This is a genomic window from Pseudomonas sp. B40(2017) (assembly GCF_002112855.1).
Lineage (GTDB): Bacteria > Pseudomonadota > Gammaproteobacteria > Pseudomonadales > Pseudomonadaceae > Aquipseudomonas > Aquipseudomonas pharyngis.
The window spans coordinates 125596-139629 of record NZ_NEIT01000011.1 but is presented as its reverse complement, the minus strand read 5'-3'; the positions used below and the strand labels follow the sequence as shown (position 1 = coordinate 139629).

Annotated in this window: 13 protein-coding genes; 9 read left to right on the top strand and 4 right to left on the bottom strand. The window is 61.1% G+C overall.

Annotation, left to right across the window (positions count from 1 at the left end; all coding sequences use genetic code 11):
• The first annotated feature begins 275 nt into the window (after window positions 1-275).
• On the top strand, window positions 276-2168 hold the full coding sequence (gene mrdA, locus CAF76_RS27250; RefSeq protein WP_085649317.1) for a penicillin-binding protein 2: 1893 nt from the start codon (window positions 276-278) through the stop codon (window positions 2166-2168).
• Window positions 2169-2180: 12 nt separating this feature from the next.
• On the opposite strand, the gene CAF76_RS27245 is transcribed toward mrdA, so the two are convergent.
• Window positions 2181-3140 (bottom strand): LysR family transcriptional regulator, encoded by a 960-nt coding sequence (locus CAF76_RS27245; protein WP_064381145.1) that lies wholly within the window; start codon window positions 3138-3140, stop codon window positions 2181-2183.
• Between the two features lie 144 nt (window positions 3141-3284).
• Here CAF76_RS27245 and CAF76_RS27240 point away from each other — a divergent pair, with 144 nt between their 5' ends.
• Genes CAF76_RS27240 through CAF76_RS27230 form a run of 3 tightly spaced genes read left to right on the top strand, consistent with a single transcriptional unit; the run spans window position 3285 to window position 6264 of the window.
• Window positions 3285-4586, top strand: a complete 1302-nt coding sequence (locus tag CAF76_RS27240; protein ID WP_085649316.1) for an MFS transporter — start codon at window positions 3285-3287, stop codon at window positions 4584-4586.
• Complete coding sequence (locus tag CAF76_RS27235; protein ID WP_064598177.1) at window positions 4583-5338, top strand: class II aldolase/adducin family protein; 756 nt, start codon at window positions 4583-4585, stop codon at window positions 5336-5338. The genes CAF76_RS27240 and CAF76_RS27235 overlap by 4 nt, the downstream gene beginning before the upstream one ends.
• Window positions 5335-6264: a glyoxylate/hydroxypyruvate reductase A gene (locus tag CAF76_RS27230; protein ID WP_085649315.1), complete on the top strand. Its 930-nt coding sequence runs from the start codon at window positions 5335-5337 to the stop codon at window positions 6262-6264. The genes CAF76_RS27235 and CAF76_RS27230 overlap by 4 nt, the downstream gene beginning before the upstream one ends.
• Here CAF76_RS27230 and CAF76_RS27225 read toward each other — a convergent pair.
• The gene (locus CAF76_RS27225; RefSeq protein ID WP_007953119.1) at window positions 6258-7193 is read right to left on the bottom strand and encodes a LysR family transcriptional regulator; all 936 of its coding nucleotides are present in this window, start codon (window positions 7191-7193) and stop codon (window positions 6258-6260) included. The genes CAF76_RS27230 and CAF76_RS27225 overlap by 7 nt on opposite strands.
• A gap of 162 nt (window positions 7194-7355) precedes the next feature.
• On the opposite strand from CAF76_RS27225, the gene CAF76_RS27220 reads away from it, so the two are divergent.
• From CAF76_RS27220 to CAF76_RS27210, 3 genes are read left to right on the top strand one after another with little or no spacing between them, the layout of a single operon-like run.
• Window positions 7356-8666: an MFS transporter gene (locus CAF76_RS27220; protein ID WP_085649314.1), complete on the top strand. Its 1311-nt coding sequence runs from the start codon at window positions 7356-7358 to the stop codon at window positions 8664-8666.
• A gap of 22 nt (window positions 8667-8688) precedes the next feature.
• Window positions 8689-9927 carry a Zn-dependent hydrolase gene (locus tag CAF76_RS27215; RefSeq protein ID WP_085649313.1) on the top strand — a complete coding sequence of 413 codons (1239 nt, stop codon included), beginning with the start codon at window positions 8689-8691 and terminating at the stop codon, window positions 9925-9927.
• Between the two features lie 3 nt (window positions 9928-9930).
• Window positions 9931-10956: a histone deacetylase family protein gene (locus tag CAF76_RS27210; RefSeq protein ID WP_085649312.1), complete on the top strand. Its 1026-nt coding sequence runs from the start codon at window positions 9931-9933 to the stop codon at window positions 10954-10956.
• A gap of 142 nt (window positions 10957-11098) precedes the next feature.
• Here CAF76_RS27210 and CAF76_RS27205 read toward each other — a convergent pair whose 3' ends face one another.
• A complete protein-coding gene (locus CAF76_RS27205) occupies window positions 11099-11503 on the bottom strand; it encodes a lysozyme inhibitor LprI family protein (RefSeq protein ID WP_085649311.1) in 405 nt (134 codons plus the stop codon).
• Window positions 11504-11561: 58 nt separating this feature from the next.
• Window positions 11562-12482, bottom strand: coding sequence for an ADP-ribosylglycohydrolase family protein (locus CAF76_RS27200; protein ID WP_085649310.1), 921 nt, complete (start codon window positions 12480-12482; stop codon window positions 11562-11564).
• Between the two features lie 196 nt (window positions 12483-12678).
• Between CAF76_RS27200 and CAF76_RS27195 the strand changes: the two genes are divergently transcribed.
• Together CAF76_RS27195 and CAF76_RS27190 are read left to right on the top strand one after the other, a co-directional pair.
• A complete protein-coding gene (locus CAF76_RS27195) occupies window positions 12679-13167 on the top strand; it encodes an SRPBCC family protein (protein ID WP_064598144.1) in 489 nt (162 codons plus the stop codon).
• Window positions 13160-13975, top strand: a complete 816-nt coding sequence (locus CAF76_RS27190) for an aminoglycoside phosphotransferase family protein (RefSeq protein WP_085649309.1) — start codon at window positions 13160-13162, stop codon at window positions 13973-13975. Before CAF76_RS27195 ends, CAF76_RS27190 begins: the two co-directional genes overlap by 8 nt.
• Window positions 13976-14034: the final 59 nt, after the last annotated feature.

The window sequence follows — 14034 nt, the reverse complement described above, 5'->3', positions numbered from 1 at the left end:
ATCGCCGATGGTAGTGTGGGGTTTCCCCATGTGAGAGTAGGTCATCGTCAAGATTAAATTCCGAAACCCCAATTGCGAAAGCAGTTGGGGTTTTGTTTTGTCCGCAGGAAAGTGCCTGGAGGAAGCTGAAGCTCCAACCGTCACGATCGCAACCATTGGGGAAATCCCTCTGAAATGACCGCCCGGTTTTTGGTATGGTGCAGCTCGTTTTTTAACGGACTGATGTCACGCCCAAGGATCGGCGCTCATTTTTTTGTCAAAGAGTGGCTGCAGAAATGCCCGAACCCATCCCAATCAAAGATCACGAAAAAGAGACGCGGCTGGTCAACAAACGCCTGATCGCCTGTGCCTTGTTCGTCTTCGCCATTAGTTGCGCCTTGGTGGTGCGCCTGTACATCTTGCAAGTCGTCGAGTTCGACTACCACTCGACCATCTCCGAAAACAATCGTGTCCATGTCCTGCCGATCCCGCCGACACGCGGCTTGATCTACGATCGCAACGGCGTGTTGCTGGCCGATAACCGTCCCAGCTACAACCTGACCATCACCCGTGAACGCGCGACTGACGTCAACCAGGAGCTGGATGAAGTCATCAACCTTCTGCACCTGCCCGCCGAAGACCGCACAGTCTTCGACAAGGCCATGAAGCAGTCGCGTCACCCGTTTACACCGGTAACGCTGTTCTATGAGCTGACCGAAGAACAGATCGCCGTGCTGGCAGTCAACGAGTTCCGCCTGCCGGGTCTGGATGTCGAGCCGCAATTCGTTCGTAACTATCCATTGGGCGCACACTTCGCACACTCGATCGGCTATGTCGGCCGTATCAACGAAAAAGAATCCAAGACTCTCGATTCTGTCGAGTACCGTGGCACCCAATCCATCGGCAAGACCGGTATCGAACGCTTCTACGAGCCGCAACTGCACGGCCACGTCGGTTACGAGGAAGTTGAGACCAATGCTCAGGGCCGCGTACTGCGCGTGCTGAAACACACCGATCCGATACCCGGCAAAAACATCGTTCTGAGCCTTGACGTCAAACTCCAGGAAGCCGCCGAAGCCGCACTGGGCGACCGTCGCGGCTCGGTCGTTGCACTGGACCCCTCGACCGGAGAAGTGCTGGCCATGGTCAGCAACCCGAGCTTCGACCCCAATCTGTTCGTGACCGGTATCAGCTCCAAGGAATACTCCGCGTTGCGCGATTCCATCGACCGCCCGCTGTTCAACCGTGTTTTGCGCGGTCTGTACGCGCCCGGTTCGACGATCAAGCCAGAGGTGGCGATTGCCGGTCTCGATGCCGGCGTGGTCACGCCTCAGACCCGCGTCTTCGATCCTGGCTACTACCAACTCCCGGACTTCGACCACAAATACCGCAACTGGAACCACAGCGGCGACGGCTGGGTGGACATGGACGCGGCGATCATGCGCTCCAACGACACCTACTTCTACGACTTGGCGCACAAGCTCGGCATCGATCGCCTGCATGACTACATGGCGATGTTCGGTCTCGGCGAGAAAGTCTCGCTCGACATGTTCGAGGAGTCACCCGGCCTGATGCCGTCCCAGGCCTGGAAGCGCGCCACGCGCCGACAAGCCTGGTTCCCCGGCGAAACCGTGATCCTCGGTATCGGTCAGGGCTACATGCAGGTCACGCCACTGCAACTGGCTCAGGCCACCGCGTTGATCGCCAACAAGGGCGTCTGGAACCGTCCGCATCTTGCCAAGACCGTCGACGGTGTAGCACCGGTGGACGAACACCCGATGCCGAATATCCTGCTAAAGGATCCCCGTGACTGGGAACAGGTCAATCATGGCATGCAGATGGTGATGCACGATGCCCGAGGCATTGCCCGTGCGGCGGCGGCCGGTGCGCAATACCGCATCGCCGGCAAGAGCGGTACGGCGCAGGTGGTGGCGATCAAGCAGGGCGAGCGCTACAACCGCGAGAAAACCCTCGAACGTCACCGTGACAACGCCTTGTTCGTTGGCTTTGCGCCCGCCGAACATCCGAAGATCGTGATCTCGGTGATGATCGAAAACGGCGAGGCCGGTGGCCGCGTCGCAGGTCCCGTAGTGCGGCAGATCATGGACGCCTGGCTACTCGACCAGGACGGTCACCTCAAGCCGCAATACGCGGCGCCGACCAAAGCGCCGGGCGATCCCCACGTGTAATCCGTCACAGCTTCACAGCACAGGCTCACGCAAGCTGAGCATGTGCTGGAAGCTGTCGAGGAACACCGTTTCAGCCTGAGTCATCTTCTGCTCGCGATTCCACAGCAGCTGAATATCGAAATCCACCACCCCATCCTCCGGCGGCAAACGCCACAGCAAGCCCTGTTCGACATCCCGCCGAACCAGGTGAATCGGCAGACAGCCAATTCCGAAGCCTGCGCAGATCAGACGGTAAATCTCTTCGAAACTGGTGGAGGATGCGACGATCTTGCCGGTAAAGCCCTGTTGATCACGAAACAGCGTCAACGGCGAAAGATTGCCGCCGAGCTGATCACTGGTGAAGCTGACAAAGTTTTCTGCCGCGAGTTGCTCCAGCGTCAGATTCTGCTGCCCGAACAGCCGGTGCCGCTGTCCGCAAAAGTACGCATAGCGCTCACGAAACAAAACCCGTTGTTCCAGCCTCGGCTGCGGTAGACGACACAATCCGACACCTACCGTAGCGGTCTTTTGCAGCAATGAACTGATGATGTTCGAGCTGCCCATCACCTCGACTTCCAGCTCGATTTTCGGGTGAGTTTCGTGGAAGTCCGCAAGAAACTCGTCGTAATGCCGCGCCTGCACGCCACTGACGGTGAGGATGCGGATCTTGCCGACAACGTCGTCATGGCGGTTCTCGACCACCGTGCCCAAACGGGAAATATCGCCGTAGATATCCGCCGCAATCCGCAGGACTTCTTCCCCGGTTTCCGTCAGATCAAAGCGCCTTCCACTGCGCGCAATCAACACACAATCCAGTTGTTCTTCGAGACGTTTCAACGCCTGGCTGACTGCCGACTGGGTGATGTGCAAGCGGGCAGCGGCACGGCTCATGCTGCCTTCCTGCCCGATCACCAGATACGTGCGGAGCAGGTTCCAGTCCAGCCGGTCATTGAGAAACCGCCGGCCAATCCAGGGATTTGCGGAGGAGGTCATGTAGTAGCCACGCTAATAGTAAAGATAAGTTTTTGAAAATTGACTAATCCTTTCACGGAAGCGATAAAGCCCACAAGCGCCACAGAGCGCGACCGTCAGCCGCCTCGACACCTGCCCAAAACTATAAATACACAGGGTTCTTGCATGCACACCACCGCTCAGCCGCGTCGCGCCGCGGCCGCTGCCTTCATTGGCACGACCATCGAGTTCTACGATTTCTACATCTACGCCACCGCCGCCGCGCTGGTGCTCGGGCAAGTGTTCTTTCCCAGCAGCGACCCGGTGACCAGCACCCTCGCCGCGTTCGGCAGTTTTGCTGTCGGCTTCATCGCCCGCCCGATGGCCGGGATGGTGTTCGGTCATTTGGGCGATCGTCTCGGTCGCAAGAAAATGCTGCTGGTGACCATGGCGTTGATGGGCTTGGCCACGGCGGGTATCGGTATGTTGCCGAGCTACGCCAGCGTCGGCATCTGGGCGCCCATCGGACTGATCGTGTTGCGCCTGATTCAGGGCATTTCCGTCGGCGGCGAGTGGGGCGGGGCAGTGTTGATGGCCAGTGAGCACGCCCCGGCCAAGCGTAAAACCTTCTATGCCTCCTTTGCACAACTCGGTAGCCCGGCGGGTTTGCTGCTGGCGTTGATCGCGTTTCGACTGGTGACGTCGCTGTCGCCGGAAGACTTCCTCGCCTGGGGTTGGCGTCTACCGTTTCTTGCCAGCGGCGTGCTGATGATGGTCGGGTTGATGATCCGCTCCGGGGTGCATGAGTCGCCGGAATTCGCCAAGGCCAGGGACAACAACGAGACGGCGAAGTACCCGGTGAAAGACGTGATCCGTCAGTGCTGGCGGCAGATCCTGTTCGCCGCCGCCGCAGTCACCATCGGCTCGGCCGGGTTCTTCTTCACCAACACCTTCATGATCACCTACGTCACCCAATATCAGGGCATTCCGCGCGCGACCATTCTCGACTGCCTGTTCCTGGTGACAGTCATTCAACTGCTGTCGCAACCGTTATCGGCACTGCTCGCCGAGCGCATCGGCGAAGGCCGATTCCTGATGTTGGTGGCGTTGCTGTGCATGGGCACGCCGTACCCGATGTTCCTGCTGGTCGGCACTCAAAACATTCTGTTGATGACCCTCGGCATCGCTGTCGCGGTGGTGATTCTCTCGGCCTTGTACGCGGTGATCGCCGGGTACATGACTCAGGCCTTCCCGGTGCACCTGCGCTACTCGGGGATCTCCATCGCTTACCAGTTGAGCTGTGCGTTGGCCGGCGGTACCACGCCGCTGATCGGCACGCTGCTGGCCAGCAAGTTCTCCGTACAGTGGCTGCCATTGGCGGTGTTCTTCACGCTGCTGTCGGCCTTGTCTCTGATCGGTGTCTGCGGCCTCGCGCGCTTGCGGGCCAACCCGGTCGTCCTTCATACCAACAAAGAGGTGTATTCGTGAGTAAGCCCGCCCACATTGACCCGATCGAATGGCAAGCCCGTTGCGAGCTCGCGGCGTTGTACCGATTGATCGCGCACTTTCGCATGACCGACCTGATCGACACCCACATCACCCTGCGGATTCCGGGGCCTGAGCATCATTTCCTGATCAACCGCTACGGCGTGATTTTCGACCGCATGCGCGCCTCCGATCTGGTGCGCATCGATCAGGACGGGCGCATCGTCGACCCTGAGTACGCCGGGCATCGGGTCAACGCTGCCGGCTTCGTGATCCACTCGGCGATCCACATGGCGCGGCCGGATCTGAACTGCGTGATTCACACCCACACCGCCGCCGGCATGGCTGTCGCCGCTCAGAAACAAGGCCTGCTGCCGATCAGTCAACACGCGTTGAAGTTCTACGGAAAACTCGCTTACCACACCTACGAAGGTATCGCTCTGTCGCTGGACGAGCGCGATCGGTTGATCGCCGACCTCGGCCCGCACCGGGCGATGATCCTGCGCAATCACGGCCTGCTGGTCGGCGGTTCGAGCGTGGCCCAGGCGTTCCAGGAAATCCACTTTCTGGAGCGCGCCTGCCAGGCTCAAGTGCAAGCGCTGGCCGGCGGTTGCGAGCTGCATTTCCCGTCGCCGGAAGTCTGTGCCCACACCGCCGAACAGTTTGACCGCGATGAGCAGGACAACATCATCGACCTGGCCTGGGAGGCCGCATTGACCCTGATCGAATCCCAGCGCGAGTCCTATCTGTCATGAACACCGTTGCACTGATGTCCCGCGATACGCTGTTGCTCAAACAATTGCAGGAAGCCTTTGCCCGCCGTGCGCCGCAGCTTTCAGTGGTGCTTGCCGACGATCCCCGGGCGGCGAATGCGCAGATCGCGGCGTGCTGGTTTCCGCTGCCGGACAGCCTCGCCGCGTTGCCTAATCTGCAAGTGATTCACTCGGTCGCCGCCGGCATTGATCACCTGGAGCACGATCCGTCGTGCCCGGATTTGCCAGTGTGCAGGGTAGTTGATCCCGGCCATCGCCAAGGCATGACCGAGTATGTGCGCTGGGCGGTGATTCACTTTCATCGCGGCTTCGATCAAGTGCTCGAGCAACAACGCCAACAGCATTGGGAGCGACCGCTGCAACGCCCGGCCCGTGAGTTCCGGATCGGTGTGATGGGACTCGGCTCGCTCGGCAGCGCGATTGCCCAAGACCTGGCCAGTGCCGGTTATGACGTGCGTGGCTGGGCGCGCAGCAAAAAGGATTTACCGGGCGTGCAGACCTTTGCCGGCACCGGTGCCTTCCACCCGTTCCTCGACGGCGTGGAGTTGCTGATCAATCTGTTGCCGCTGACTCACGAGACTCGCGGCATCCTCAATCAGCAGACTTTCGAACGGCTGGCCAACGGCGCGGCGCTGGTCAATGTCGGGCGCGGCGGGCACCTGAACATCGATGATCTGCAACAGGCACTGGCCCGTGGAAAACTGCGCGGTGCATTGCTGGATGTCTTCGAGCAGGAACCGCTGCCCGCCGAGCATTCGCTGTGGAAAACTCCGGGTGTAACCGTCACCCCGCACATGGCTTCGGCGGCTTCGCACGACTGCATCGCCGAGCAGATTGCCGAGAACTTTCGCCGTTTGAACGTCGGCGAACCGCTGCTCAACAGCGCGGATCGACTGCTCGGTTATTGATCCGCCAGACAGGCCTGTAAACGCTCGATGAACAGCGTCTCGGCGCGACTCATGCGCTGGTCGCGGTTCCACAGCAGATGAATGTCGACATCGGCAATACCCTCGTGGGGCGGCAGGCGCCAGAGCAATCCGGCCTCGACGTCCGCTGCCACCACGTGCTCCGGCAGGCAACCGATACCGAACCCGGCGATCACCAGTCGCCGTACTTCTTCCAGGCTCGGCGATGACGCAACGATGCGTCCGCTGAAGCCCTGTTGATCGCGAAAAATCGTCAGCGGCGAGAGCATGCCGCCAATCTGGTCGCTGGTGAAACTGACGAAATTCTCACGCTGCAAATCGCCTTCGCCGATGTCCTGTCGGCCAAACAGTGCATGGTGTTTGCCACAGAAGAACGCATAGCGTTGACGCAGAAACAGACGCTGTTCCAGACGCGGTTGCGGGCGGCGATTGAGGCTCAGACCAAGGGTCGCGGTTTTCTCCTGAAGCGCGCTGACGATGTCCGAACTGCGCATCACATCGACCTCCAGATCCACCCGTGGATACTGCCGATGAAAGTCAGCGAGGAAGTCATCGAAGCGCTCAGAAAAGATCCGGCTGATGATCAGCAACCGCACCTTGCCGATCACCTCGTCGGCCGGTTGCTCCAGCAGGCTGCTGACCTGGGACATTTGCCCGTAGATCTCGCCGGCCAGTTCGAAGATCTGCTCGCCGACTTCGGTGAGGGCAAAGCGTGGGCCGCGCCGGGCGATTAGCTGGCGACCCAGTTGCTCCTCCAGACGCTTGAGTGCCTGGCTCACCGCCGGTTGAGTCAGGTGCAGACGCGCGGCGGCGCGGCTGATGCTCAGCTCCTGGCCGATCACCCGGAAGGTGCGCAAAAGGTTCCAGTCCAGGCGGTCGTTGAGCAGGCGTTGGACATCGCGTTCGGCCATGGCGGCTCTCGATTATAAGGTGAGGTAATACTCGGAATAATAAATAGAAAATTGACTAATCATAGCCCCGGGACGATAAATCACCCCACGACAGGCGCCGCCAGAGCGCCTTGGATTTACGTTTTCCTCCTGCCAAAAAAACAATCAAAGGAGCCCTACCCCATGAAGCCCCACGCTTCGAACCAGCCGCGCCGTGCGGCGGCCGCAGCCTTCATCGGCACCATGATCGAGTGGTACGACTTTTACATCTACGCCACCGCCGCCGCGCTGGTGTTCGGCGCGCTGTTCTTTCCTTCCGACGATCCGCTGTTCAGCACCATGGCGGCGTTCGGAACCTTCGCCGTAGGCTTCTTTGCCCGGCCATTGGGCGGGATCATCTTCGGCCATATTGGCGACCGCATCGGCCGCAAGAAATCCCTGATCATCACGCTGCTCATGATGGGTGTGGTCACGGTGTGCATCGGTCTGCTGCCGACCTACGCGCAGATCGGCGCGGCAGCACCGGTGCTGCTGATTCTGTTGCGCATCGTCCAGGGCATTGCCGTCGGTGGTGAGTGGGGCGGGGCGGTGTTGATGGCCGGTGAGCATGCGCCGAAGGGCCGGCGCAATTTCTTCGCCTCGTTCGCGCAACTGGGCAGTCCGGCGGGTTTGATCCTGTCGCTGCTGGCCTTCAGTGCCGTGACCCGTTTGCCGGAAGAAGACCTGATGAGCTGGGGCTGGCGTCTGCCGTTCCTCGCCAGTGCGCTGTTGCTGTTGGTGGGCCTGGCGATTCGTCTGGGCGTGAATGAGTCACCGGAATTCCTCGCCAGCCGCGAGCAGGCCAGCAAGCAAATCAAGAAAGAGCAGGCGCCGGTGATGGAAGTCCTGCGCACCGCGTGGCGCCCACTGTTGCTGTGCATCGGTGCCAACACGCTGGGCATCGCCGGGGTGTATTTCACCAACACCTTCATGATCGCCTACACCACTCAGCAACTGGCGCTGCCACGTTCGCTGATTCTCGAATGCCTGTTTTTCGTCGCAATCATTCAGTTCTGCATTCAGCCGCTGGCCGCGTGGACGGCGGAGAAGATCGGCGCGACACGTTTCCTGTGCCTGGTGTCTCTGCTGGCGATGGCCTCGCCGTATCCGATGTTCGTGCTGGTCAGCTCCGCCCAGGCGCCGCTGATCATCCTCGGCATCGCGCTGGCGGTGGTGTGCATGGCCTCGTTCTATGCGGTGATCGCCGGTTATGTCAGCGGCATGTTCGAGACTCGCGTGCGCTACACCGCGATCTCGCTCGCCTATCAGATTTGCGGCGCGGTGGCCGGTGGGCTGACGCCGCTGATCGGCACGATGCTCGCTCACAAGTTCACCGGGCAGTGGTGGCCGATGGCGGTGTTCTACAGCCTGATCGCCGGCATTTCGCTGGTGTGCGTGCTGTCCCTCGCCCGTCGTCACGCCAGTGCTCATCGCGCGGAACTGGCCCGTGCCTGACCCGGAATTTCAGGAGAACCTCATGTTGAAAATCAATGGCGAACGCCTGTGGGCGAGCCTGATGGCCATGGCCGAAATCGGTGCGACAGCCCGCGGCGGCAGCTGCCGTCTGGCATTGAGCGACGAAGACAAGGCCGGTCGCGAACTGTTCGCCCACTGGTGCCGCGAAGCCGGCATGACCCTGAGCGTGGATGCCATCGGCAACCTGTTCGCCCGTCGCGCCGGCACCGATCCGGACGCCGCGCCGGTGATGATGGGCAGCCACCTCGACACCCAGCCCGAAGGCGGGCGATTCGACGGTGTCTACGGCGTGCTCGCCGGGCTGGAAGTGGTACGTTGCCTCAACGACCTGAACATCCAGACCCGCAAACCGCTGGAAGTGGCAGTATGGACCAACGAAGAAGGCGCACGCTTCACCCCGGCCATGTTCGGCTCGGCGGTGTTCACCGGGATCATGGATCTGAACGCCGCGCTGGCGGTACGTGATGTCGATGGCATCAGCGTTGCCGAGGCTTTGCAGCGTACCGGTTACGCCGGTGAACGTCCGTTGGGCGGCGCGGTGGATGCGTATTTTGAAGCGCACATCGAGCAAGGCCCGATCCTCGAGGACAACGCCAAAAGCATCGGCGTGGTCACGGGCGGTCAGGCGATCCGCTGGCTCGATGTGCGTGTCGAAGGCATGGCCGCTCACGCCGGCACCACGCCGATGCCGCTGCGCAAAGATGCGCTGTACGGCGTGGCGCGGATGATTCAGGCGATTGAAGGCCTGGCCACGGATTTTGCCCCCGAAGGCCTGACCACGGTCGGCGAGTTGAGCATCAACAAGTCCTCGCGCAACACCATTCCGGGGCTGGTGAATTTCACCGTCGATCTGCGTCATCACCGCGACGACGCCATTGCCACCATGGAGCAACAAGTCCGCGCCCGCCTGCAGGCGATCGCCGATGGGCGAGGTCTGAATCTGACGATCACCCCGCACTGGATCAGCCCGGCCACACCGTTCGACGCCGAGTGCGTGGCGGCGGTGCAAGAAGCGGTAGATGCGCTGGGCTACGCTCAGCAGTCGATTGTCAGCGGCGCCGGGCATGACGCGATTCATCTTGCACGCTACTGCCCGACGGCGATGGTGTTCATCCCGTGCGTTGGCGGCCTGAGCCACAACGAAGCCGAAGACGTGTTGCCCGAAGATGTGAAGCAGGGCACCGATGTATTGCTCAACGCCGTGCTGGCCCGCGCCGGTCGAATCGAACAGGGAGCCTGAACCATGCGCAGTTTTTTCCACCCCGAACAATTGCTCCACCATCCACGCAGCTATTACTCGCGGGGGCAGATGCGCACGCCGCAGGAAGTCCCCGAGCGTGCGCAACGTCTGGTGCAGGCCGCCCACGGTTTGGGTTTCAGTGTCGAGCAGCCGATCGATGCCGGCCTCGCACCGTTGCTGGCGGTACACGGTGCGCCGTATCTGACGTTCCTTCAGGAAGCGCATGCACGCTGGAAAGAAATCCCCGAAGACTGGGGCGATGAAGTGATGTCGAACATCTTCGTCCGCGAGCCCAACGCCTTGCGCGGCATCCTCGCCCAGGCGGCGCGCTATCTGGCGGACGGCAGTTGCCCGGTCGGCGAGCAGACCTGGCGTTCCGCCTACTGGTCGGCGCAAAGCGCAGTGGCCGGTGCGCAAGCCTTGATCGACGGTGAGCCGGCGGCCTACGCCTTGTGCCGTCCGCCGGGGCACCATGCCCGGGCCGAAGCGGCGGGCGGTTTCTGCTACGTGAACAACGCGGCGGTGGCGGCGCAGGTGCTGCGTGACAAGTTTGAAAAAGTCGCCGTGCTCGACACCGACATGCACCACGGTCAGGGCATCCAGGAGATTTTCTACGACCGCGATGACGTGCTCTACGTCTCGGTGCATGGTGATCCGACCAACTTCTATCCGGGCGTCGCCGGGTTCGCCGACGAACGCGGCAGCGGCGCGGGGGAGGGCTTCAATCTCAACCTGCCGATGGCCCATGGTTCAAGCGAAGCGGATTTTCTTGGGCAACTGGACGTCGCATTGAACGCGGTGCGCGAGTTCGGCGCCGAGGTGCTGGTGCTGTCGCTGGGTTTCGATATCTATGAGCTGGACCCACAAAGCAAAGTCGCCGTGACTCGTGAGGGCTTTGCGGTACTGGGTGAGCGGATCCGCAGCCTGGATCTGCCATGCCTGATCGTGCAGGAGGGCGGTTATCACCTGGAAAGTCTCGAAGACAATGCCCGAGCGTTTTTCGTAAATGGCGAGGTGTGGCAACGCTGAGGCACCCCACCTGCCGTAGCACCGGTGGTGCTTGCCATCGCCCTGAAGCCATCGCTAGCAAGCTCGCTCCCACATTTGAAATGCGGTTCAAATGTGGGAGCGGGCTTGCCCGCGAAGAGGCCCTCGAAACCGCTACAGAAAGTCAGGCCCCGGGTACCGGACAGCTCATGTCACCTTCCTCACACTTCAAATACTGCTTGAGCGCCTCGGTTCGCGTCTTTGTCACTGAGGTGATGCAATTGTTGTAGATCAACGGATAAACACTCCCGCCTGCCACCCCGGATGCCGAAAACTTGCACTCGGCATCGCGAAAGCCGATCCATGCCCGTTGCGCGCTCACCAGCATTTTTTTGCCCTCAGGGTTGTCCTTCAGCCGAGCTGTGATCTGTTGATAAACCGTATTCAACTCCTTGTCCGCCGTCTTGTTTTCCTGCGCGGCGCACTGATTCATCGTCGCCTGATCGCTGGCATTGGCGCAGTCCACGGCGGCGTGGACGACGGAAGTGAAAAGAAAGGGTGTCAGGGCCAGAAGCAGGCGTGGGGACATGAGTCATCTCGCTTTGATGATGAATGAACTTGCCGGGCAGTTTAGCGGCTTCGTCGCGCTAACAAGGTGTGCGATGTCTGGATGCGTTGAGCAACCGTTCGGCAGTCGCCGCAATTTCCTCTCCGTCATGCAGTTTTTCCAGCCACGCGGACGGGATTCCCTGCACGCCGTAATGGGCACCGGCCAACTGACCGACGATGGCGGCCGTGGTGTCCGCGTCATCGCCCAGATTCGCCGCCTGCAGGATGGCTGCGGAAAAACTGTCGGTATGCTGGAAGCACCATAGCGCCGCTTCCAGGGATTCGACGCAGTAGCCGCTGCCGCGAATGTCGCGCTCGGTCTTGTGCAGGTAGTTACCCCGGGCAATCGCCGCCACCTTGGGCTGGTTGAAGGATGTTTGGGGCAGAGTGCGCAGTTGCGCTTTCGATGCGCCTTCCAGGGCCTTGCAGAGCAGTTCGGCAAACAACTGGCAACATTCGATGGCCTCGGGCGCCGCGTGTGTGGTGCGTGAACTGTCGGCGGCGAATCGCCTGATTTGCCGGGCATCGGGGAAATAAAACAGAACCACGGGCACCAGTCGCATCAACGAGCCATTGCCGGCGCTATCGGGATCGGTGGAGCCGGCAAACGGCTCTCCGGTGTGTTGATAGCGATCCAGCGCCTGGCTCACGGTCATGCCAATGTCGAAGCATTCGCCGGTCGAGCTCAGGTAACCCCATTGCCACCAGTTCAGATAGCGGCCCATCTGATCAGCGGCATCGAATGCGTTTTTGTTCAGCAGACTCTCCGCCAGGCACAACGCCATCGAGGTGTCGTCGGTCCATTGTCCGGGCTTCAAGTGAAAAGGTCCGCCACCGACCATGTCGGTCAGGGGCTGGAAGCTGCCGCGAGGCTGGAATTCGACGGTGGTTCCCACGGCATCGCCGCAGGCCAGGCCGAGCAGGGCGCCACGGTAACGTTCGGGGAGGGAGGGCTGCATGATGACGTCCTTGTGTCGTTCAATTCGCTGGGAACGTTAGCAGTTTCGCCGCGCCGATCCGTGCGCATTCTGACGAACCGGTGATCCAAAATACTGCCGGATATTTCAATCAGACCCGACCGTTGCACTGGATTGATACAACTTCGGATTGGACATGTGGTCATACAAGCCTACTGTTCAAAACAGGAGGTGACGTATGAAACCAGTACCCAACAGCTTTGAACGTAAGATCATGCTCAGGTCGCCGCGCTCCCATGTCTGGCGCGCCCTGGTCGATGCCGAGGCGTTCGGCCAGTGGTTCGGCGTTGCGCTGGAGGGCCGGCGGTTTATCGCGGGCGAATGGACCCAAGGGCAGGTCACGTACCCCGGTTATGAACATGTGTTGTGGAACGTGCTGGTGGAGCGGGTCGAGCCGCAGCAGCTGTTCTCCTTCCGTTGGCACCCCTACGCGGTGAACCCGAAAATCGACTACTCCCAGGAACCGACCACCCTGGTCAGATTCGAATTGCAGGACTACGAGAACGGCACGTTGCTGAAAGTCTCCGAGTCCGGTTTCGCGCACATTCCCGACGTGCGCCAGAAAGAGGCGTATTACATGGACAGCCGGGGCTGGGAGGAACAGTTGAGTCGACTTGAACACTTCCTCACGGAGAGCGAACGGGCCCGCGAGCGTGAGGGTGGCTGATCTCGGCCTGTTCACGCCGTGGCTGGAACGCTGGGCGCTGACGCCGGACGGCGAGCCGGTCATCACCCCGGGCAGCCGCCTGTTACCTGTGCGTCAGGGCAATACTCCGGCGATGCTGAAAGTCGCGGTGGACGAGGAGGAAAAGTACGGCAACCTGCTGATGACCTGGTGGGGCGGCGACGGTGCCGCCCGGGTGCTCGCCCATCACGACGAGAGCCTGTTGCTGGAGCGGGCCATGGGCCAGCGTTCGCTGATGCACATGGCGCTCAACGGCGAAGACGACGAAGCCACACGGATCATGTGTCGAGCGCTGGCGCACCTGCACGCACCGCGACCGACGCCGCCACCGCCGTTGGTGGAGCTGGCGCCATGGTTTGCATCATTAACAATGGCCGCGGCCCGATACGGCGGCCAATACGCCGAATGCCTGCAAATCGCCGATACCTTGCTCGCCGAACCGCAGGACGCGGTGGTCCTGCACGGCGACATGCACCACGACAATGTCCTCGATTTCGGCCCACGGGGCTGGCTGGCCATCGACCCCAAGCGGGTGCGGGGCGAGCGTGGTTATGACTACGCCAACCTGATCTGCAACCCGGAACTGCCGACGGCCACCGATCCGGAGCGCTTTCAGCGGCAAGTCGAGGTGATCTGCGCAACAGCGGGCATCGAGCGAAGCCGCTTGCTGCAATGGGTATTGGCCTTTGCCGGACTGTCTGCCGCATGGTTCATGGAGGATGACGAGCAAAAAGCCGCCGCCGGGCAGCTGAAAGTCGCACAACTGGCGGCTTCCGCGCTCAATGCCTGACACGCCTAAGGGTTTTCGGAAGGCCCGCTATGGCGAATGTCTTACACGCGATAGTAGCT

Coding starts and splice junctions, on each gene's coding strand:
- mrdA (WP_085649317.1), top strand. CDS start 276: ATGCCCGAACCCATCCCAATCAAAGATCACGAAAAAGAGACGCGGCTG.
- CAF76_RS27245 (WP_064381145.1), bottom strand. CDS start 3,140: ATGACCTCCTCCGCAAATCCCTGGATTGGCCGGCGGTTTCTCAATGAC.
- CAF76_RS27240 (WP_085649316.1), top strand. CDS start 3,285: ATGCACACCACCGCTCAGCCGCGTCGCGCCGCGGCCGCTGCCTTCATT.
- CAF76_RS27230 (WP_085649315.1), top strand. CDS start 5,335: ATGAACACCGTTGCACTGATGTCCCGCGATACGCTGTTGCTCAAACAA.
- CAF76_RS27225 (WP_007953119.1), bottom strand. CDS start 7,193: ATGGCCGAACGCGATGTCCAACGCCTGCTCAACGACCGCCTGGACTGG.
- CAF76_RS27220 (WP_085649314.1), top strand. CDS start 7,356: ATGAAGCCCCACGCTTCGAACCAGCCGCGCCGTGCGGCGGCCGCAGCC.
- CAF76_RS27215 (WP_085649313.1), top strand. CDS start 8,689: ATGTTGAAAATCAATGGCGAACGCCTGTGGGCGAGCCTGATGGCCATG.
- CAF76_RS27210 (WP_085649312.1), top strand. CDS start 9,931: ATGCGCAGTTTTTTCCACCCCGAACAATTGCTCCACCATCCACGCAGC.
- CAF76_RS27205 (WP_085649311.1), bottom strand. CDS start 11,503: ATGTCCCCACGCCTGCTTCTGGCCCTGACACCCTTTCTTTTCACTTCC.
- CAF76_RS27200 (WP_085649310.1), bottom strand. CDS start 12,482: ATGCAGCCCTCCCTCCCCGAACGTTACCGTGGCGCCCTGCTCGGCCTG.
- CAF76_RS27195 (WP_064598144.1), top strand. CDS start 12,679: ATGAAACCAGTACCCAACAGCTTTGAACGTAAGATCATGCTCAGGTCG.